This window comes from Candidatus Accumulibacter phosphatis, assembly GCF_000024165.1.
Taxonomy (GTDB): Bacteria; Pseudomonadota; Gammaproteobacteria; order Burkholderiales; family Rhodocyclaceae; genus Accumulibacter; species Accumulibacter phosphatis.
Genome location: NC_013194.1, coordinates 4,256,024 through 4,274,318, shown reverse-complemented (window position 1 = coordinate 4,274,318; position 18,295 = coordinate 4,256,024). Strand labels below are relative to the sequence as shown.

Here is an 18,295-nt window from a genome sequence, read left to right as displayed (position 1 = left end):
CGTTCTGCTAGCCAGGCGTCAGAGGGGAGGGAGAGGTGTTTGCTGGACGTTCGCGCTGGGGGAACCCGCGTTTGGTGTCGCGGTTGCCGCCACTGTGTGTGGTTGGTTGCGCAGCCCAGGTACTCATGCTGGCGCGACGCTGAACCGGGGATTGCCCCTGTTCCTGTGAGACAAAAGGATCGGGCGCTCACAAGGGCCAAGGCTCGCAGCGTTATCGTCGTTGCCGTGCCATGAGCTGATGGCCTCTTGCTTTCACGCCGGAAAAAAAGCGGTGAGGCCTTTGAAGCTCCTCACCGCTAGTCCAACAATAGGTTGCCGTACTTCCCGGCTCACTTTCCCTTACTTCATCTTGGGTGTGTAAGTGTCCATCACAATGTCTAGGCTCTTCTGGATCTCCTTGTTGTACGGCTTGTTGAGGACTGTCTTGTCCTTGAGCTGCCATCTCGGCGTACCGTCCGCCAGCGCTTGAACCAGCTGCCAACGATAGGTGAAGGTCTTGCCACTCAGCTTTTTCAGGGCGTCAAGCTGTTCGCTGTCGAGCACCTGCATCTTTTCAAGGTCCTTGAACTTGGCCGGATCGACCGTGATCCCCTCCACCAGGGCGTCGTCGATCAGCTTTAGTTCAGCCTTGTAATCGATATCGGGGAGGGCCGCATCGATCGCGCTTTTGAGCTTCCCTGAGCTGGGAAAAGCCTTGTCGCTCAAAACATCAAGCTTTGTGACATCCATCTTCTCGGCGTGCCGGGCGAGCACCTGCTTTGAGAGGCGATACTCTACCGGGTTGTACACCGTCTGGCCGAAGACATTCTGCAGGACGAACAGGAAGACGTAGCAGACCAGCGCCGAAACGATCGGCGTCTGTACCCACGCCCACGTGATTCGGCCGACGACGCCCCACTTGATGTTGCGCGCGTTCTTGATGAGGCCAATGCCAATCACCCCACCGACGACCGCCTGCGAACTCGATACCGGCACGAGCGGGATGGTAGGTAGCCCCATCGACGCCAGTGCAAACTCCAGATCTTCGGAGGCGAAGAGGAGGAGGACCAGCGACGTGGCGATGACCACCACGAAGGCTCCCACTGGCGTCAGCGGAGCGATCTCGCTGCCCACGGTGAGCATCACCTTCTTGGCGTAAGTGAAAACACCCACCGAGATGGCGACGCCGCCGAGTAGGAACAACTGCTGCAAGCCACTGAAGTCGAACAGGCCGAGGTCCAGATCCTTGAACGGATTGGCGCCAATAAACACCCCCATCACGTTACCGATGTTGTTCGCGCCCAGCGAGTAGGATCCGAGAACACCGGCAACCAGAAGCGCCATGCGGGTCCAAGCATCTTGGCGGATGATGTGAATTTTCGAGCGCGTCAGTACCTTCATCACGCCTAGATAGATCACGTAACTGAAGATGCAGGTCAGCAGCGGGCTGAGGACCCAGGTGGCGCAGATGGTCTTGAACACCGTGAAGTCGGTAGCCGATCCGGTAAAGAAGTTCCAGCCGATGATTGCCCCGACGATGGCCTGGGTGGTGGAGACCGGCAAACCCAAGACCGTCAGCCAGGCGACGACCGCCGCTGCCGCAAAAGCGGCCATGAAGGCGCCGCCCAGGGCGTTGATCGCACCGAGCTTGGAGAGGGTGTGCGCTGCTCCGGCGCCGCTGATCACCGCACCGATGATCACGCCGACGGTGATGATGATCGCGGCTGTCCTGAACTTGATCATCCGCGAAGCCACGGCCGTACCGAAGACGTTGGCAGCGTCGTTGGCTCCGAGTGACCAGCCTAGGAACAAGCCACTGGAAAGATAGAGGAATATCGTCAGATCCATGATGTCGAGTCCCCCTGGGCCTTAGTCCGAGCGCTTGATCGTGTAGATCGACAGCCAGTCGGCGACGTCCTCGGCCTGGTCGGCAATCTGGTCGATCTTGTCGACGAAACGGCGCAGGTGGGACTTTTCGGCGAGCGGCAGGGCCGAGGCAAAGATAGCTCGCTTGAGTTTGTCGGCGTGCTTGTCGGCTTCCTTCTCATAGAACATTACTTTGTGCAGGTGATCCCGAACGGACTGAACATCGCGCAGAAAGGCTCGGGAGGCGAGCACGGCACTCTCCACGGCGGAGCCGACATCTTCGGCCAGCTGATGAACGTCTGAATGCCACTCCTTCGGGAAGTTCGGCGCCTCGGTGCCGATGGACACCATGTTTTCCTTCATCACGTTTAGCAGCGCGTCCAGATCCTCGAGCATGCTCAATACGTCGCCGCGAAAGTCGGGGATGAGCGCCAGAGTGTAGAGTTGGTGCTCGATCAGGCGACGCAGTTCGTCGCCCTTGTGCTCGAGATCGATGATCTGCTGCTGCTTGCCCGCAAAATCGCTATGGCCCGATCCTGTCTCCAAATAAGTGGTAACGCCTGCCCGGAAGGAAATCGCCCCGTCCGAAAGGGTGTCCAGAAACGAGTCAAATTGCATCTCGACGTCTTTCGTTGTGCCGAACAGGCGCATTCTTTTCTTTTCCATCCTATCCCCCTCGCAAGATGTGGGCCGCGTTGCCCACCTGATTAAAACTGACTGAATACCCCAGTTCCGGCGGGCTTTCCACGCTAGCCGGATAAATGATTGAGCCGTAGCATCAACGGCTGACCGAGCAGTTTAAGGCCCCTTCCCGGCGTGTCAACTGGTTCAAGAGTTGTTCATTTCTGGCGAGGATGAAGATTTTGGCGATTTGCAAAACAATTCGCCAAGCAATAACCCGTTGTAGTAGGGCAAAAGTACATCACAGTGGGACTGTTTGAACGGTATGGCATAGTTCCCCGCACGACCTGCCGAGGGGCGGTTTTCGTGCGTCAGGCGGAGGCGGGTCGACGTGCTGCTAGCGCTGCAGCCCTGGCTGGTGGGTTCGCTCCGACTACCCTTCCGCCCGGTCGTTGCGCACTCGCCACCCCGCATGCCGCGGATAGCGTTGCTTATGGGTGTCTACACACCGAGGGCATTGACCGAAGCGACGCGGTTCCCGGCGATGGTCAGGCCCCGGTTGCGGAAAAGTTCAGTACTGCCACGGCGATCGATGGATACCTTGCCCATGTCGAAGCAGTGGCAGCGTACGCGGGGTGAGCACGCAAAGCACCTTCAGCCCCCGGTGAGCTGGCGACTGAGCTACTTGACGACGGTGACCGGCACCTGCGCAAAGTGGATGACCTTCGTCGTCACCGAACCCAGCAACAGGCCGGCGATGGCGGAGGCACCGCCGCTGCCCATGATGATCGTGTCGCAACCGATCTCCGCGGCGTGCCGGGCGATGGTCTGGGCGACGTCGCCGACCAGGATCTTGGCCGTGTAGGCAATGCCGGCCGCCTCGAGGCGCTGCCTGGCGGCCTGCAGCGTGTCTTCGCCTTCCGAGAGTTGCAGGGCGGCGATCTCGTCGGCCGTCAGTACGCGCCGGATCTCCCAGGAATCGATGGGCTGGCGCACATGCAGCAGATGTACTTCCATCGGTTCGCGCGCCTGCACCAGACTGATGAGATGATCGACGGCGCGCAGCGCGTTGTCGGAGCCTTCGAATGGAATGAGTGCCTTGAGCATCTTCTGGGTCCCCACGGAGTGTTCTGATGGTCAGGCGGCAGGCGCCGGGCGGCGAACGAGGTTCGGCACAGGTTGACCGCCTGCCCAAGCCGGGCTGGCAGCGAGCAAGGTCGGTCTGACGGCGTCGATGCCCTCGGCCTTGAGCCTGGGATGTGGCTGCCAGCCGAGGATGAAGAGCGGCGTGAGAAAGCCGACCACATAGCCCAGGGTGACGTGCCAGCCGTGCAGCAGCCAGCGTCCCGCCGACTTGGCCTCGGGAAACATGTTGGCCAGCGCGACGCCGGCCGAAGAGCCGAACCAGATCATCGAGCCGCCGAACTCGACGGCATAGGCGAGAACGCCCCAGTCGTAGCCACCCTGGACGAGCGCCAGCGCGGTCAGCGGGGTGTTGTCGAACACCGCCGAAACGAAGCCAAGCCCCATCGCCGTCTGCCACGACGCGGCGGGCAGCTTCTCGACCGGCATCATGGAGGCGCAGAGCACCAGCGAGAGCAGGAAGATGCTGCCCTTCAACCTAGATTCCTCTGTTGAAGCCGAGAACGGCGGCTAACCCGCTATGAACATTGGATTTTTCGAGCGCCCCCGAGCCACCCAAAGGGAACTGAGGCGCAGTTGCGAAAATCGGTCGCAAACCCTTGCCAATGCTAGCTTCCACCATTTTCAGTCGAGGCCCAACAGAGGAATCTAGGTTCAAGGCCTCCGGCAACAGGCTCCATTCCGGTCGGCGCAACGGCGTCGCGAGCAGCAGCGCCAACCAGACCGCCGCACCCAGGAAGGGGAAGCGGTCCGAAACCTCGGGAAAGAGCACATTGACCGTCACGTTGGTGACGATGGCGGAGAGCAGGATGAAGCCGACGATGGCCACACGCGCCCAGTCGATACGCGCAGCCTCACCGGAGTGCGCGACGATGGGCGAGTAGCGGTGCTGCTGCAGCGCCGCGGGAATCCCGCAGAACACCAGCGCCACTCCGGTAGCGACATAGGCGTGTGTGACGTCGAGCGGGCTGACGCCATCAATCCACATCATCGTGGTGGTGTCGCCGAGGACGCATCCCGAGCCACCGGCGTTCGAGGCGGCGACGATGGCGGCCAGATAGCCGATATGGAGGCGGTGGCGGAAGACGATACGCGCGACCGTGCCGCCAATCAGGGCGGCGGCGATGTTGTCGAGAAAGCTCAAGAGGACGAAGATCATGACCAGGAGGACGAAGCCTCCCTGCCAGCCGCCAGGGAGGTAGCGCGGCAAGGCGTCCGGCACCCGGCTTTCTTCGAAATGGCGTGCCAGCAACGCGAAGCCGAGCAGCAGCCCAAGCAGATTGCTGAGCATCACCGATTCATGCTGCAGGTGGATCGCCAGTCCGCCAAGCCCGGCGCCAAACTTGAAGCCGGTGAACTGCAGTCTGTCGACGGTGATCGTGGCCAGCCCGGTGAGCGCGACCTGCAGGGTGTAGTGGTGCAGTAGCGCAACGCCCAGAAGCGTCAGCGCAAAAAGGATGAAATCGACCGGGATGCCGAATAGGACGGGTCCTTCCGGGAGCGTTTCGGCGGCCCAGGCAGGGGGCCAAGAGCAAGCAGCAACAACAGGGCGTCCCCCGGACGGAGGCGGCTAAAGGGGTGCGCATGACAAGTGGCTCCTCGAAAGGGTTTGCAAGCGCGGTGTTCCGGCTGGCGAACAACGGCATCAGAAGCGGCGAATTCCAGCACCGAGCAGACAGGCGGGCAGTGAGTTGCCCTGCAGTCCGGGGCTCGGGTCAGTTAGAGTCGCGGGTCGATCGACCAGCCCAGCGCGTGGTCAGGAGTTCACCTTCCGGGCAGCAGAGAGTGCCTTGCCGCAACAAGCAAGGTGGCGCAAAGCGACAGCCTGCGGCCCGTCGCAGCCCCGATCTAGTCCTGCATGGCCATCAACTCCTTGTCGGAGTAACGCAGGCGCATAGCGAGGACCTTGGCGAGCGCTTCCACCAGATGGCAGGCAAGCCGCTTATGCTCCTCCTTGAGTCTTTCGAATTGCTCGCGCGGCAATACGTAGAGTTCGGTGTCTTCCAACGCCGTCGCATCGTTGAGGCGTGTCATTTCTGAAAGAAACGCCATTCCTCCGAAGAAATCGCCGCGTCCGTAAGTGAGCGCATGATGCGCAGCTGCTGGTCCGGCGCTCGGCAGTGTGATGCGGACTGCGCCCTTGAGAATTAGGTATAGTTCGTTTCCCGGGTCGCCAAACGAGTACACCTTCTCGTCCTTGAGCAGCGAGCGACGCTCCATTGATGCCTCGAGGTCCGCCAGCGTTTCGTCCTTGTGGTCGCTGAAGAGTTCGAAATCTTTCAGTTGTAGGGACGCGACCTCTGAGGGCTCGACGCTGCTTTCGCGAAGGGTCTGGTCTTCAATCCACTCCAGCGCGTCGTCAAGTTCCGGAAACACTTTGACAGAGTTGGTCATCTTGGTAAGTGCCATCTGGTCGAAGAACTCGCCGATATTCCGGCCATTGGGCAAAGTGCGAGACACGCCGCTGAATACCAGGACGGCGTCACGTTCGATCAGCGAGTCGCGGATTTGGCTTAACAGATGCACCGCCGTTACATCCACTGACTGTACGCGCCGCATGTCCAGTACGATGTACTTCCGTTTGCCGAGTTCCGGCTCGAGTGCGGTGTAAAGTTGGTCCTTGGTGCCGAAAAACAGGCTGCCCTGCAGTTCGAGTATGGCCGTTTGGGCTCCCTTCTTCTCCAGAAGGTCCATGTCCCGGGGCAAGCGGACTCTCTTCGAAAACCTGTTTCCCCCGTCCGTCGTGCCACGGATGACCGTGCTGCCCAGTTGTTCGCGGATGAACAGGAACATGGCCAGAGCAATTCCGACCCCCGATGCCGCGATCAGGCTATAGCCGACCGCCACGGCTACCACTGTCACGATCACGATGAAGTCGGACAGGGTCCACGGCGACTCGAGTAGGCGAAGACTATGCCGGTCTATCATTCGCACGCCGACAACGATCAGGATGCCGGCCAGCGCGGCGACCGGAATCCAGGCAATGAAGGTTCCGAGAAGAAGAAACGCGATCAACGACAGTACGCCCTCAAATACCCCCGAGACGCGGGTCTGGCCACCACTCGCCAGATTGACCAGTGTCGCGCCCATCTGTCCGGCTCCCGGCATACCGCCAGCGCAAGCCGATGCCACGTTGCCGAGACCCTGCGCGACAAGTTCACGGTTCGAGTCGTGACGGCTACGCGTCATCGTATCGAGAACGACTGCGGTCTTGAGCGTGTCGATCGACAACAACAACGCCAGGATCAAGGCTGTTCCGAATAGGCCTGCGATTTGACTGAGCTTGAGTTCGCCGATCTCGCGCCAGCGGCTTGTGACCGCCTCAAGCAGGCTTGAGGCGGTACCGCCCAGCGGACCGATGATCAGCTTGTTCCCTTCGATAACCAGCAGCTTCTCGTCCACTCCATAGGCCAGTGCGAAATAGGTGAGCACTCCCGACAGCAAGCCGAGAATGGCCGCCGGCACGATTCGCGTGATCAGCGGTGCCCCGAGCATTACGAGGATCGTCACGGAGCCGATGACTGCGCTCTGCCACTGCCACCACTCAGGCGCAATCAGGACCCGCCACCAGGAGTGGCCGCCGGGATCCCCGAGAAACTTCGGAATCTGACTGCCGATGATGATCAGACCGACACCTGTGAGATAGCCGCTGACCACTGGGAAGGGGATGTACTTGATCAAGCTGCCGATACCCATGAAACCGAGGAGCAACTGCATCATCCCGCAGATCACGCCAACGGCCGACAACATGAGTACGATGAAGGCAGGTTCGACCCCACGCTCCACGAGTTCAATAGCAAAGGCGGAGAGAAGCGCCGCGGCCGGCGCACACGGTGCGGTAATCAGGCGGTTGGTACCGCCGAGGGCCGGCGTCACCAACCCCAGAGCGGTCGCCCCGAGAATCCCGGCCATCGCCCCCAAGGCGGCGTAAACGGGCCCGATCGATGCATAGATCGTCACGCCGAATGCGATCGCCGACGGCAGCGCCACCAACATGGCGGCAAGACCACCCCAGAAGTCACCGACAAGCTTGTTATTGTTCGACGTCATGGTAAGTTCCACTCCACTCGCTCAGACTGCAATCCAGCCGTCAATCCTCCCCAACGCAGACGGTCCAGCCTGCCGCAACGAGAGCTATCCAATCCTGGACGAAAACAGCAGGCCGGCGACATGCTACCACCACCATCCCCGCCGAATTTCCAATGGAAGCCTGAGGAGTGTGCGGCATCTAACCGGAACCGGCCCATAACCGAGTGATGCGACCTCGTCAGAGTGTGACCGGCCCACCATGGCTTGCGCAACTATCGCCGATCGTCGAGTTAGCGCGAATGTCTGCGACGCCTGTTACCGGCACTGGCACGACCACCTCTCTTTCCGGTACGTACGTTCCTGTCGATAGATTCGGCGTGGTCCGCCAGACGATCGATCTCTTCGACGAGTTGCGCCAACGGGAGTTGCACCTCAAGGTTCAGCGTGCCGTCTGCGAAGATCTTCTTGATGAGTTGCGTCGACAGACGGTCTGCCTGGCTTTCGTACCGACTCACATACCGCTTGGTACCGCCGGCCGATCCCTGTTCCCACCACCGCGTACTCGGGCGATAACTATCGACAAGGGCGCCGACCGTGGCGCAAACTTGGTCGCTCAGTTCCTGCATGTCGAGAAGCAGATGCGAGGGTACCCGCCGCCCGGGGTTCGAGAAGCCGGCTTCGATGGCGAAAGCGGTAATTTGCCGCCTCATATCCTTGAGCAGACGGGTCACCCCGATGGTCAGTTCCGCCATTGCGGGAAACGGTCGTCCCAAAGCCGAGACCGAACTTCCACCGGTCTCGATCCGCGCCTGTAGGTCTTCGAGCGTTCGCAGGTGCTCGGTGATCAGTTTGGCCTGGTGCCAGCACGCACCGACTGCACCATTCTGCAGGTACACGTCCACGGCCGACCTGAAGACGGCGGTTGCGTCGGTAGTGGTATCTAGATAGCTATCGAGATCGCCTTCGATCGATGGCGAGACAGGGGGCCTGCTCGGTGTCTCGCGCATTTGCGTATTCACAATTACTACTCCTCCTTCAATTAAGAGATCTGGTGTCGGGCCAGCGCGGACGAAATTGCTCACTCATCCCGCCGGCCTTGCAAGTCCGTGGCGAGTCGTTGCGACCAATTCCTCAAGATGATGCCGGCGCCTACAAGCTCCTCGACGATGTCGTTCAGGTTCGCATACAGATCTTCCTGGCAGGAGGCGCCCACAACCGACGTGGGGTCAGGCTTCGGGGCGACTTGAGCCACAGGTGGCAAATGGCATTGTTGGTCGCTGGTTGTCGTTTCTCTGAGAGCAAGAGGATGGTGGCGGTCTATCGCGTCCTTGCAGCCGATTGCTTCGTGGGCATCAAACTCGGCGGCCGACGAGCCTTTCCTCAGTTGCGCGTAGCCATGCTGCAGGTTCCCAGCCGCATTCCGAATGACGGTCATCATCCGGCGAATGGCTTCGTCGGACTCCGAGCTCCACTCATGGAAATCCCGCCCAGTCACGAACAGGCGGGCAGCGGCCCGATCAATGGCGTCCATCGTCGAGCGGATCTCGTCGATACGCGGCGTGGGGTTGGGAATCGAGTCCAAGGCGGCGTAGTTACGTCGCTTCAGCTCTTCGCGGCGCTGTTCGAGTTCCAACAGTCGAACAGCATGCGCGGACTCCTTGCCCTCGATGATTTCGCTCGCTGTTGTGGCCACTTTGACCAGCAGTCGTGCCTGCCGATCGATCATGGAAACGAAATCCGCCAGTTCTGGCACGCTGACCACAGGACGTACTCGGCGCACAATTTTTGAAATGGGGGTCAGGGCCATGGTATTCACCTGTCTTCTGCTGCGATGATGGTCAGTGGGATGGCAGTCTGGACCCGGTTGGTTGATGCCCAGCAGGTCAAGCGCGACCTTCCGCCGGCTGCGAGACGATCTGTGTAAGCTACTGCCTTGGCCCGTTTCGAGCATCAATCGTGCCACTTGGTGACAACCAGCCGTTCTCGAATGAAATCAGCCCTGTTCAGGTGCAGGGCAGGCTCATGCAACGGACGGTGGGGGTGCAACAATATGCAACGATAAGCCCCTCTGCGCCCTGGCGAAAGCCGGTATTACGCAATTAATGCAGTGCGTTATGAAATATCACGAGCTAGCGCGCGAGACAACGAAGCGTTACACCTTCGGCGGGCAAAGGGCGCTGGACAACAGCGTCTCGGCGCTTTGCTGAGAGCCATCGCTGCGAGCGCGGTTGCATTTGCTGCAGGATCGGTCTAAATTGACGTCGCCAATCTCGGCAGCCACAAGGAGAAGCGTATGGGGAAACTGATCGCCGGCCTGATGGCCTTGGCGCTGGCGCTATCAAGTGCAACTGCTGTCGCCTGCTCGGCTGAGAAAGCCAAGGATGGCAAGAGCGAAATGAGCACCCCGGCGCAACCCAAGAACTGACTTGTCGGTGTCCGTAGCACGCGCGGCGCGTACCTCTGGTATCGCGCCGCGTTAGTTTTTGGCCGCCAGCGGCAGCAGTTGCGAAGTCGCCGGGTCAGGCGGCAGCCACCACTCCGGCGGCTTCAACCCCTTCCAGATCTCCAGTCCTCCGGTTCTACTCGCAGCTTGCCCGGCAAGCCGTGGGGTCGGCAGCGCAGTGGCCATCGCCGACGACCGTGCATTCGCGGCGTGACCGGTGCGTGAAGGTGATTCCCTGGTCATAGTGGCAGGCCAGTATGATGATCTTCCCCTGTCGCGAGACCGCGACTTGCGACGCGCGTGCGGCCTTGATCCGGTCGGCCGGCAATTCGCAGGACAGATAGGCCATGAAGGCGCCGTCCGCCGATTCCCAGGGAACGACGTTCTTGAGCTTGCGGTATTCCTGGTAGTCGGTGCACACCGCGGTGTCCTGCTGGTACATTCGTCGGTCGTCACTGCAGTAGCCGGTGAACGTGTATTGGAGATCGCTTTCGCGCGGGCAGTTGCCGACCGGCGTTGCGGTAGCGAGATCGGGGCAGGTCAGCCTTTCGCCGGCAGTGGCGGCGACCGCGCCGGTGAAGAGCAGACAGAAAACGAGTCGGCTTGGGTTCATGGAGTCGTGCTCCGATGGAAATCGGTGGCCCGCTGATCTCCGGCAGCCATGATCTCGCGAATGCGTTCGCCGATCTCGGCCGGTGGCACGGCATAGGCGAACTTGCGGATATAGCTGCCATCAGGTCCGAGCAGGAACATCCCCGCGGAGTGGTCAACGGCGTACTCGTCCGGTGGCGCACCGGGCTCCCGCACCTTCTCGTAACGGACCCGGAAGTTGTCGGCAGCACGTCGAATCAGCGCCGGCGAGCCGCGCAGGCCGATCATCCGTGGGTGGAAGAAGGTCACATAGGTGCGCAGGACGCTCGCCGTGTCGCGTTCCGGGTCGACGGTGATGAACACCGGCTGCAGCCGCTCGGCGTCGCTGCCCAGGCTGCTCATCACCAGCGACATCTCGGCGAGTGTCGTCGGACAGATGTCGGGGCAGAAGGTGTAGCCGAAGGAGATCAACTGGAAGCGACCGAGGAAGTCCTCATTGCTGACCGCGCGTCCGTTGGTATCCATCAGCAGATAGCGGCCGGTGATCCCCGGCGGTGGCAAAGCGTGCTCCTGCTCTGGGTCCAACTCGGAGGCCAGGGCCAGCACAGTCAGCAAGGTCGACAGCAGCGCGACGAGCAGACGCGTCAGCGGCATGCTCACCGCTCCGCGGCCGGCTGGCTGCCAGGCAGGATGGCCGGAAGGCGCTTCGCCAGACCCTCGAGTCGGATGGCGAAATCTTCGGGCGGTGGGCACCTGTCCGTATCCTTGCCTTGCGCAAGGAAGGCGGCGTTGGTTTCCTCCTCGAAGATCCCGCCGTAACGGCGGGTTTTCGGCGCATGGCGGATCATCAGCGCCTTGGCTTGACCGGCGATGGCCATCTGACCACAGGCCAGCGCCTGCCCATTGAGCTGTCCGAGTTCACGGATGGCGGATGGCGCGGCTTCCGGATCGGCAGCGGCCGCAGCCAGGAACAAGCTCAGGGTGACCAGCAGGGACAGGCGTTTCATCGGGGCTCCAGCGCTGATGGTTGATGCGGGGCGCCCGATTATAGTGGGATTGGCGGACGGCATTCCTTGATCGGCCTCAAGACGCGCCGCGGCCGCTCTCGCGCAGGTGGCGGTTCGCCATCCACTGTGGCGAAGCGCATGGAGTACATGGAGTACACTGCACGGTCCAACCTACCCCTGTCCGGTCATCGCCGGGCGCCGGATACCTGCAATGGCTCAACTCGTTCTTCTCCCCGGCAAGGATCGCTCGCTGGCCCGTCGGCACCCCTGGATTTTTGCCGGGATCGTTGACCGGCTGAATGGTCGCGCCCGGCCGGGTGACACGGTCGACGTCGTCGCCGCCAACGGTCGGCCCTTGGCGAGGGCGGCGTGGAGCCCCGAGTCGAAGATACGCGCCCGGGTATGGACGTTCGACCCCGACGAGATCATCGACGACGTCTTCTTCAAGCGCCACGTTCACGCCGCCGTCGCACGTCGTCAGGCGATGCCGGATTTGCGGGGGCAGGACGGTCTGCGGCTGATTCACGGCGAGTCGGATGGCCTGCCGGGCCTGATTGTCGATCGCTACGGTGACACGCTTGTGGTGCAGCTGACGGCCACCGGTCCCGAGAAATGGCGCCGGGCGATCCTTGCCGCGCTGCGCGAGGCGAGCGGCTGCGCACGCATCTACGAGCGGTCGGATTCCGATGTGCGCCGGCTCGAAGGACTCGAGCCGGTGACCGGCTGGGTGTTTGGCGAGGCGCCGGCCGAGCCGCTGGTGATCGTCGAGAACGGCGTGCGTATCGGGGTCGACGTCGTCGCCGGCCACAAGACCGGCTTCTATCTCGACCAGCGCGACAATCGCCTCTTGACGCGCGAGCTGGCCGGCGGCCGCACGGTGCTCAACTGCTTCTGCTATACCGGTGGTTTCTCGCTACAGGCCTTGGCCGGCGGCGCCACCAGCGTACTTTCGATCGACTCCTCCGGGCCGGCGCTGTCCACCGCCGTGGACAACCTGGCACGCAACCCCGAGCTTGCTGCCGATCGCGCCGAATGGCGCCAGGCCGACGTCTTCAGCGAGTTGCGGGTACTCAAGAGTGCCGGTCATCGTTTCGACTTGATCATTCTGGATCCGCCCAAGTTCGCGCCTTCCGCCCAGCACGCCGAACGCGCCGCGCGTGCCTATCGGGACATCAACGTCTGCGCGTTTCGTCTGCTCAATCCCGGTGGCCTGCTGATGACTTACTCCTGTTCCGGCGGCATCCGCAGTGAGCACTTCCAGCAGATCGTTACCGATGCGGCAATCGATGCCGGGCAGCAGACACGCCTTCTGCACCGCCTCGCCGCGCCTGCAGACCATCCGGTGGCGCTCAATTTCAGCGAAGGCGAGTATCTCAAGGGTCTCCTCTGTCAGGTCGATTGAGCCTGCTGCCGGTAGCACCGGCGCCGCCTAGCCGCCTCCCCAGATCTGCTGGACGCGTGCGTCGCGGCCGCAGCCCTGGCGATAATAGGCATAGCGGATCGGGTTTTTCTTGTAGTAGTCCTGGTGGTACTCCTCGGCCGGGTAAAAGGCCGACGCGGCGACAATCTCGGTCTCGATGCGCGGCAGCTTGCCGCTCGCCAGCAGGGTATCGCGGCTGCTCTCGGCGGCCTTGCGCTCGGCTTCGTTCTGCCAGTAGATGCCGCTGCGATACTGGCTGCCGACATCGCAGAACTGGCGGTTCTTCACCGTCGGATCGATGTGGCGCCAGAAGTAGTCGAGCAGTTGCCGATAGCTGACCTTCTGCGGGTCGTAGGTCACGCGAATCGCCTCGGTGTGTCCGGTACTGCCGGCGCTGACCTGTTCATAGGTGGGATTGACGGTGCGGCCGGCGGTATAGCCGGATTCCGCGGCAATGACACCCGGCAGTTTTTCGAAATCGGCCTCGATGCACCAGAAGCAACCCCCGGCGAAAATCGCCGTGCGAACTTCCGGCGTCCTCGCGTCCGGTGCGTCGGCCGCGCCGGCACCGGCGCTGGCGCCGAGGAAAAGCAGCGCCAGCGCGGTGGCGAAGCGGCGCCCGATCACGCGCGCAACTCCGGCAGTTTTTCGCTACGCGCAACGAACTGCAGAGCCACGCCATTGTTGCAGTAGCGTTTGCCGGTCGGCTTGGGACCATCGTTGAAGACGTGCCCCTGATGGCCGCCGCAGCGGACGCAGTGATACTCGGTGCGCGGATAGATCAGCTTGAAGTCGGTCCGCGTGGCGACGGCTCCGGGCAGGTAGTCCCAGAAGCTGGGCCAGCCCGTACCGCTCTCGTATTTCTTCGCGCTGTCGAACAGCGGCAGATAACAGGCGGCACAGATGAAAGTGCCGTCACGCTTCTCCTGGTTCAGCGGACTGCTCCCCGCACGTTCGGTGTCCTCCTCGAAGAGGACGCGATACGCCGGGAGCGGCAGCAGAGTCGCCCATTCGGCCTTCGATTTCTGCAGGCGGTTGCCGGTGCTGTCGCTCGCCGACGCGTGGCCGGGAGCGGCCATGGGCAGTACGAAGGCGGACAAACCGCCCAGCCATTTCAGTGATTGACGACGATCCATAAGGTTCTCCATAGACATGACATGTTCGGACTCTGCGTGTTGCCTGCCGGTGCCTGCCGGCCTGCCACCGTGAGTTGAAGGGCAGGGCCAGAGCCCTCCGCTGTTCGGCTGCAAAGCGTTTCGACAGTTCCCTGAGCCAGTGCTCCTTCTGATGCATTGTCGTTGCCGGACGCGCAAACCTTACGCCTTTCGCGTCGCCAAGGCAGGCGGACGTCGACTGTGTTCTAATCTACAGCCATGATGATCGTTCCTCGACTCGTCGTCGCGACGCCAGCCACATTCGAGGCCCAGGGCTGGGCGCTGCGGACGGCGGCGTCGGCAGCCGACCGGGGTCTGCATCCATGCCGGCGCTGAGCGCCGAACGGGCGATCCCGGTAACTGTCCTCACCGGCTTCCTCGGAGCCGGCAAGACGACCTTGCTCAACCATCTCCTGCGGCAGCCGGCGCTTGCCGACGCGGCGGTGCTGATCAACGAGTTCGGCGAAGTCGCCGTCGATCACCATCTGGTCGACAAGGTCGACGACAACATCGTCGTCCTCACCACGGGCTGCCTGTGCTGCAGCGCGCGCGGCGATCTGGCGCGCAGCCTGCGCGACCTGTTCATGCGCCGCTGGCGACGCGAGATCCCGGCTTTTTCGCGCGTGCTGATCGAAACGACCGGTCTGGCTGATCCGGCGCCGGTGCTCTACACCCTGCTTGAGGATTTCTTCATCGCCGAGCGTTTTCGCATCGACGGCGTCGTTACTGTGGTTGACGTCACCCACGCCAATGGCCAGTTGGCGCGGCATTTCGAGGCCGTCCGCCAGGTCGCGATGGCCGATCGGCTGCTGTTGAGCAAGTGCGATCTGGCAGTTCCCGACGCCGTTGCGGGGCTTGCCAGGCGCCTGGCGCGTATCAACCCCGGGGCACCGCAGATCCCGGTGTGTAACGGTGCGATCGATGCAGAACAGGTCATGGGCTGCGGTCTCTACGACCCGACCACCAAGACGGCCGATGTGCGCCGCTGGCTGGCCGCCGAGAAGGTCGCCGCGCAGGCGGCCCTGCCGCCGCTAGCGCACGGCGAGGACGTCAACCGGCACGACGCGCAGGTGCATGCCTTCGTGCTGCGCTTCGCCGAGCCCTTTGCCTGGCCAGAGTTTGCCGAGGCGATCGATGTCCTGCTCGCCACCTGCGGCGATCGTATCCTGCGGATCAAGGGCCTGATCGAAGTCGTGGATGAACGTGGACCGCGCATCGTGCATTGCGTGCAGCACATGCGCTATCCGGAAGCGATGCTGTCCACCTGGCCGGACGAGGACCGTCACAGCCGCCTGGTGTTCATTGTCCGCGGGCTCGCGCGTGCGATCGTCGAGAAGGCTTTCGCCATGTTCTGCGGGCTTTCCGTGGTGACCGACGCTGAATCGGTTCCGTCAGCACGCTAAGCTGACTGGTGCCATTGGGTGGGCGGTCGAAGTGGCTGCGCCAGCGAAGACGGAAGACATCGGGGCTGATGGCTGGCCGTCGGCGTTCTCCGCCGCCGCGAAAAACGCGCGATTCTGACGATCGCCCGTTTCGCCGCCCGATCGTCGGGCAGCGCGCAAGTGACCGCCTGCAATGCCGTGATGGCCTGCTGATAGCGTCGCAGGCGGAACAGTATCAGCCCCATGTCATACCAGGCGCTGGCCAGTGCCGATCCTTGGGTGCGGGCCGCCCGTAGGCAGTGAGTCGAAGCGTGCAGGCTGTTGGCGACGCCGGGTGGGGCTGGGCTATCGGCGTCGTCGCCAGCGGCGGCGATGAATGCCCGCAAGGCGTCGGCGCGGCGCCCGGTGCGGTAACAGAGCAGGCCCAGGAATTGCAGGGATACGACGTCGCCGGGGATAGTCTGTTGAATGCCGTTGGCAACCCGTTCGGCCTGTGCGAAATCTCCCTTTTGATACAAGGTACCGAGGAGCTCGAACAGTGCGTCGATCACCGGGAGATCCCCGTCAGGGAGTCGGCGCGGTAGCCGACCATCGCTGAGGGTGCCGGGAGGAGTTGACGCCTGGATGCCATGTCTGAATTCTGGAGTGTCGTCGGCGTTGCGGATAGTGCAAGACTTCCCGTCATTGGCGGGAATCTTTCCCGGTTGGTCTGCTGCGCGAGCATTCGCGATGCGCTGGTGTCTGGGTCATAATGAAGTCTGCGCGCGTCCCCACGTCCGGCCAGCCACCACAGTCGGGCGCTCACGGCGAGTCCCCGCCGGGCACCCTGCCGATGACCTTGCGACGCCATCTCCGGCAATGAGGCTACCATGTCCACATTGATCGACCCGTTGTGGGATACGATCGCCGTGCTCGACGAGCACGGCGTGATCGTCAGCGTCAACAAGGTATGGCGGGACTTTGCCGAGAGTAATGGTGGTAGCGCCGTGCTGGCGTCAGGGGTCGGCCTGGACTACCTGGCAGTCGTGCGTCGCGCCGCTGGCAGCGACGTCCTGGCGGCGGCGGCTCTTCAGGGGCTCGAGGAAGTCCTCAACGGGCAGCAGTCGATGTTCACGCTCGAGTACCCTTGCCATTCTCCCGACCGCGAGCGCTGGTTCGAGCTTTACGCCACCCCCTCCGCCACGGGTGTCATCGTCGGCCACCGGGACATCAGCACGCGCAAGCAGGCGCTTGTGCAGAGCGCTGCCCAACGCGGGCACCACCGGGACAACCTGAGTGCGGTGCTGAACAGCGTGTCGTCAATGATCGGCTACTGGGATCGCCATCTGCGCAACCGTTTTGCCAATCACGCCTATCGCGACTGGTTCGGCATCGATCCGGCGACGATTCCGGGCAAGCACATACGTGAAGTGATCGGCGAGGAGCGCTATCGCCTCAACCTGCCCTACATTGAGGCGGCATTGCGCGGCAGCGCGCAGCAGTTTGAACGGGCGATTCCTTCGCCGGATGGCCGCTCGGTGCGCCATGCGCTCGCACGCTACATCCCGGACATGGTGGATGGCGAGGTGGACGGCTTCTTCGTCGAGGTCACCGATGTCACCTCGGTCAAGGCAGGCGAGGAAGCCTTGCAGCGGGCTCAGGAGGTCGGCAGGCTGGGCAGCTACACGACTGACCTGTCCTCGGGCGTTTGGGTCGGCAGCCCGATGCTCGACCGGATCTTCGGCATTGGCCCCGAGTACGAACACAACACCGCCGGCTGGGAGCGGCTGCTGCATGCCGACGATCGGCAGGCCACCCTCGATGGTCTCCGGCACGTGGTCGCCACCGGCGCGGCATTCGACATCGAGTACCGTATCGTGCGCCCCGGAGATGGTGCCGTGCGCTGGATGCACGGCCTCGGTCGGGTCGAACGTACCGAGATGGGCACGCCCCTACGCCTGCTTGGCACGGTGCAGGACATTACGGAACGCAAGCTGGCCGAGCGGGCAACGCAGGTACTGCTGGACCAGAACACGCGTCTGGTACGGCAGTTGATGGATACGCAGGAGCGTGAGCGGGTGGCGCTGGCGCGCGAACTGCACGACGAACTCGCCCAGCATCTGACCGCGATCCGCGCTTTCGCCGCAGCTATCCAGCGCGACAAGGCGACTCCACACGAACGAATCCTGGCTGCCGCGCGTGCCATCGACGTTTCGGCGCGCGACATCTACGAGGTGTCGCACCGCTTGATGGAGGGCCTGCATCCGAGCATTCTCGACGCGGGCTGTATCTCCGAGGCTGTCGGCAGCCTGCTGGCGGGCTGGGGCCAGCAGCATCCGGAGATCGAATGGCGTGCGTCGTTGGCGGCCGGACTGATGTGCGACGGACCGCGTCGGCTGGCCATCTATCGCATCGTCCAGGAATGCCTGAGCAATATCGTCCGGCACGCCCGGGCCGAGCGTGTGCGCATCGTCCTCGCTACACGCCGAGGCCCGGATGGCGGCAGGCTGCGACTGGTGATTCGCGACGACGGCATTGGTATGGACGTCGGTGCTGCGCAAACCGGCTTTGGCCTGCTGGGCATGCGCGAACGGGTCCTAAGTCTGGGCGGCTCGCTGCAGATTTCCAGTGGCCGGGGAGCGGGCACGCGCGTGCGCGTGCTTCTTCCCGGCCACTGAGTG

General features: G+C 62.7%; 18 protein-coding genes and 1 pseudogene. 5 read left to right on the top strand and 14 right to left on the bottom strand.

From position 1 onward, the window contains the following. Positions 1-339: 339 nt before the first annotated feature. From CAP2UW1_RS18525 to CAP2UW1_RS18505, 5 genes and pseudogenes are all read right to left on the bottom strand, one after another. Complete coding sequence (locus CAP2UW1_RS18525; protein WP_015768152.1) at positions 340-1,827, bottom strand: inorganic phosphate transporter; 1,488 nt, start codon at positions 1,825-1,827, stop codon at positions 340-342. A gap of 21 nt (positions 1,828-1,848) precedes the next feature. Further along, the gene (locus tag CAP2UW1_RS18520) at positions 1,849-2,496 is read right to left on the bottom strand and encodes a DUF47 domain-containing protein (protein ID WP_049778608.1); all 648 of its coding nucleotides are present in this window, start codon (positions 2,494-2,496) and stop codon (positions 1,849-1,851) included. Positions 2,497-3,147: 651 nt separating this feature from the next. Beyond that, on the bottom strand, positions 3,148-3,573 hold the full coding sequence (locus CAP2UW1_RS18515) for a universal stress protein (protein ID WP_015768150.1): 426 nt from the start codon (positions 3,571-3,573) through the stop codon (positions 3,148-3,150). A 30-nt stretch (positions 3,574-3,603) separates the two neighbouring features. Further along, a pseudogene (locus tag CAP2UW1_RS18510) lies at positions 3,604-4,089 on the bottom strand (citrate transporter); the annotation flags it as partial. Further along, complete coding sequence (locus CAP2UW1_RS18505) at positions 4,088-4,900, bottom strand: hypothetical protein (RefSeq protein ID WP_049778607.1); 813 nt, start codon at positions 4,898-4,900, stop codon at positions 4,088-4,090. The gene CAP2UW1_RS18505 and the pseudogene CAP2UW1_RS18510, both read right to left, overlap by 2 nt. Positions 4,901-4,909: 9 nt before the next feature. Here CAP2UW1_RS18505 and CAP2UW1_RS26235 point away from each other — a divergent pair, with 9 nt between their 5' ends. Beyond that, positions 4,910-5,035, top strand: coding sequence for a hypothetical protein (locus CAP2UW1_RS26235; protein WP_363319312.1), 126 nt, complete (start codon positions 4,910-4,912; stop codon positions 5,033-5,035). 422 nt (positions 5,036-5,457) lie between these two features. On the opposite strand, the gene CAP2UW1_RS18500 is transcribed toward CAP2UW1_RS26235, so the two are convergent. The 3 genes from CAP2UW1_RS18500 to CAP2UW1_RS18490 all read right to left on the bottom strand — a co-directional run bounded on the left by CAP2UW1_RS18500 (position 5,458) and on the right by CAP2UW1_RS18490 (position 9,445). After that, positions 5,458-7,671, bottom strand: a complete 2,214-nt coding sequence (locus CAP2UW1_RS18500) for a SulP family inorganic anion transporter (RefSeq protein WP_412566836.1) — start codon at positions 7,669-7,671, stop codon at positions 5,458-5,460. 257 nt (positions 7,672-7,928) lie between these two features. Next, positions 7,929-8,720, bottom strand: coding sequence for a hypothetical protein (locus tag CAP2UW1_RS18495; RefSeq protein WP_291912420.1), 792 nt, complete (start codon positions 8,718-8,720; stop codon positions 7,929-7,931). Then, on the bottom strand, positions 8,717-9,445 hold the full coding sequence (locus CAP2UW1_RS18490; protein ID WP_015768147.1) for a hypothetical protein: 729 nt from the start codon (positions 9,443-9,445) through the stop codon (positions 8,717-8,719). Before CAP2UW1_RS18490 ends, CAP2UW1_RS18495 begins: the two co-directional genes overlap by 4 nt. Before the next feature lie 486 nt (positions 9,446-9,931). Between CAP2UW1_RS18490 and CAP2UW1_RS26230 the strand changes: the two genes are divergently transcribed. Beyond that, the gene (locus tag CAP2UW1_RS26230; protein ID WP_015768145.1) at positions 9,932-10,063 is read left to right on the top strand and encodes a hypothetical protein; all 132 of its coding nucleotides are present in this window, start codon (positions 9,932-9,934) and stop codon (positions 10,061-10,063) included. Positions 10,064-10,217: 154 nt separating this feature from the next. Here CAP2UW1_RS26230 and CAP2UW1_RS18485 read toward each other — a convergent pair whose 3' ends face one another. The 3 genes from CAP2UW1_RS18485 to CAP2UW1_RS18475 are packed head-to-tail and all read right to left on the bottom strand — an operon-like array spanning position 10,218 to position 11,679. Further along, entirely contained in the window at positions 10,218-10,694 is a 477-nt protein-coding gene (locus CAP2UW1_RS18485; RefSeq protein WP_015768144.1) for a hypothetical protein, read from the bottom strand. Further along, the gene (locus tag CAP2UW1_RS18480) at positions 10,691-11,326 is read right to left on the bottom strand and encodes an SCO family protein (protein WP_015768143.1); all 636 of its coding nucleotides are present in this window, start codon (positions 11,324-11,326) and stop codon (positions 10,691-10,693) included. Before CAP2UW1_RS18480 ends, CAP2UW1_RS18485 begins: the two co-directional genes overlap by 4 nt. Before the next feature lie 2 nt (positions 11,327-11,328). Then, positions 11,329-11,679 carry a hypothetical protein gene (locus CAP2UW1_RS18475; protein ID WP_015768142.1) on the bottom strand — a complete coding sequence of 117 codons (351 nt, stop codon included), beginning with the start codon at positions 11,677-11,679 and terminating at the stop codon, positions 11,329-11,331. Positions 11,680-11,890: 211 nt separating this feature from the next. Between CAP2UW1_RS18475 and CAP2UW1_RS18470 the strand changes: the two genes are divergently transcribed. Beyond that, positions 11,891-13,081: a class I SAM-dependent rRNA methyltransferase gene (locus CAP2UW1_RS18470; protein ID WP_015768141.1), complete on the top strand. Its 1,191-nt coding sequence runs from the start codon at positions 11,891-11,893 to the stop codon at positions 13,079-13,081. Between the two features lie 27 nt (positions 13,082-13,108). Here CAP2UW1_RS18470 and msrA read toward each other — a convergent pair whose 3' ends face one another. Together msrA and msrB are read right to left on the bottom strand one after the other, a co-directional pair. Beyond that, positions 13,109-13,726: a peptide-methionine (S)-S-oxide reductase MsrA gene (gene msrA, locus CAP2UW1_RS18465; protein WP_015768140.1), complete on the bottom strand. Its 618-nt coding sequence runs from the start codon at positions 13,724-13,726 to the stop codon at positions 13,109-13,111. Continuing rightward, the gene (msrB, locus tag CAP2UW1_RS18460; protein ID WP_015768139.1) at positions 13,723-14,235 is read right to left on the bottom strand and encodes a peptide-methionine (R)-S-oxide reductase MsrB; all 513 of its coding nucleotides are present in this window, start codon (positions 14,233-14,235) and stop codon (positions 13,723-13,725) included. Before msrB ends, msrA begins: the two co-directional genes overlap by 4 nt. A 341-nt stretch (positions 14,236-14,576) precedes the next feature. Between msrB and CAP2UW1_RS18455 the strand changes: the two genes are divergently transcribed. Further along, positions 14,577-15,656, top strand: a complete 1,080-nt coding sequence (locus tag CAP2UW1_RS18455) for a CobW family GTP-binding protein (protein ID WP_015768138.1) — start codon at positions 14,577-14,579, stop codon at positions 15,654-15,656. Here the strand turns inward: CAP2UW1_RS18455 and CAP2UW1_RS18450 are convergent. Continuing rightward, complete coding sequence (locus tag CAP2UW1_RS18450; RefSeq protein ID WP_041567918.1) at positions 15,653-16,186, bottom strand: tetratricopeptide repeat protein; 534 nt, start codon at positions 16,184-16,186, stop codon at positions 15,653-15,655. The genes CAP2UW1_RS18455 and CAP2UW1_RS18450 overlap by 4 nt on opposite strands. Before the next feature lie 318 nt (positions 16,187-16,504). On the opposite strand from CAP2UW1_RS18450, the gene CAP2UW1_RS24115 reads away from it, so the two are divergent. Next, the gene (locus CAP2UW1_RS24115; protein ID WP_015768136.1) at positions 16,505-18,292 is read left to right on the top strand and encodes a PAS domain-containing protein; all 1,788 of its coding nucleotides are present in this window, start codon (positions 16,505-16,507) and stop codon (positions 18,290-18,292) included. The last annotated feature ends 3 nt before the right edge of the window (positions 18,293-18,295 follow it).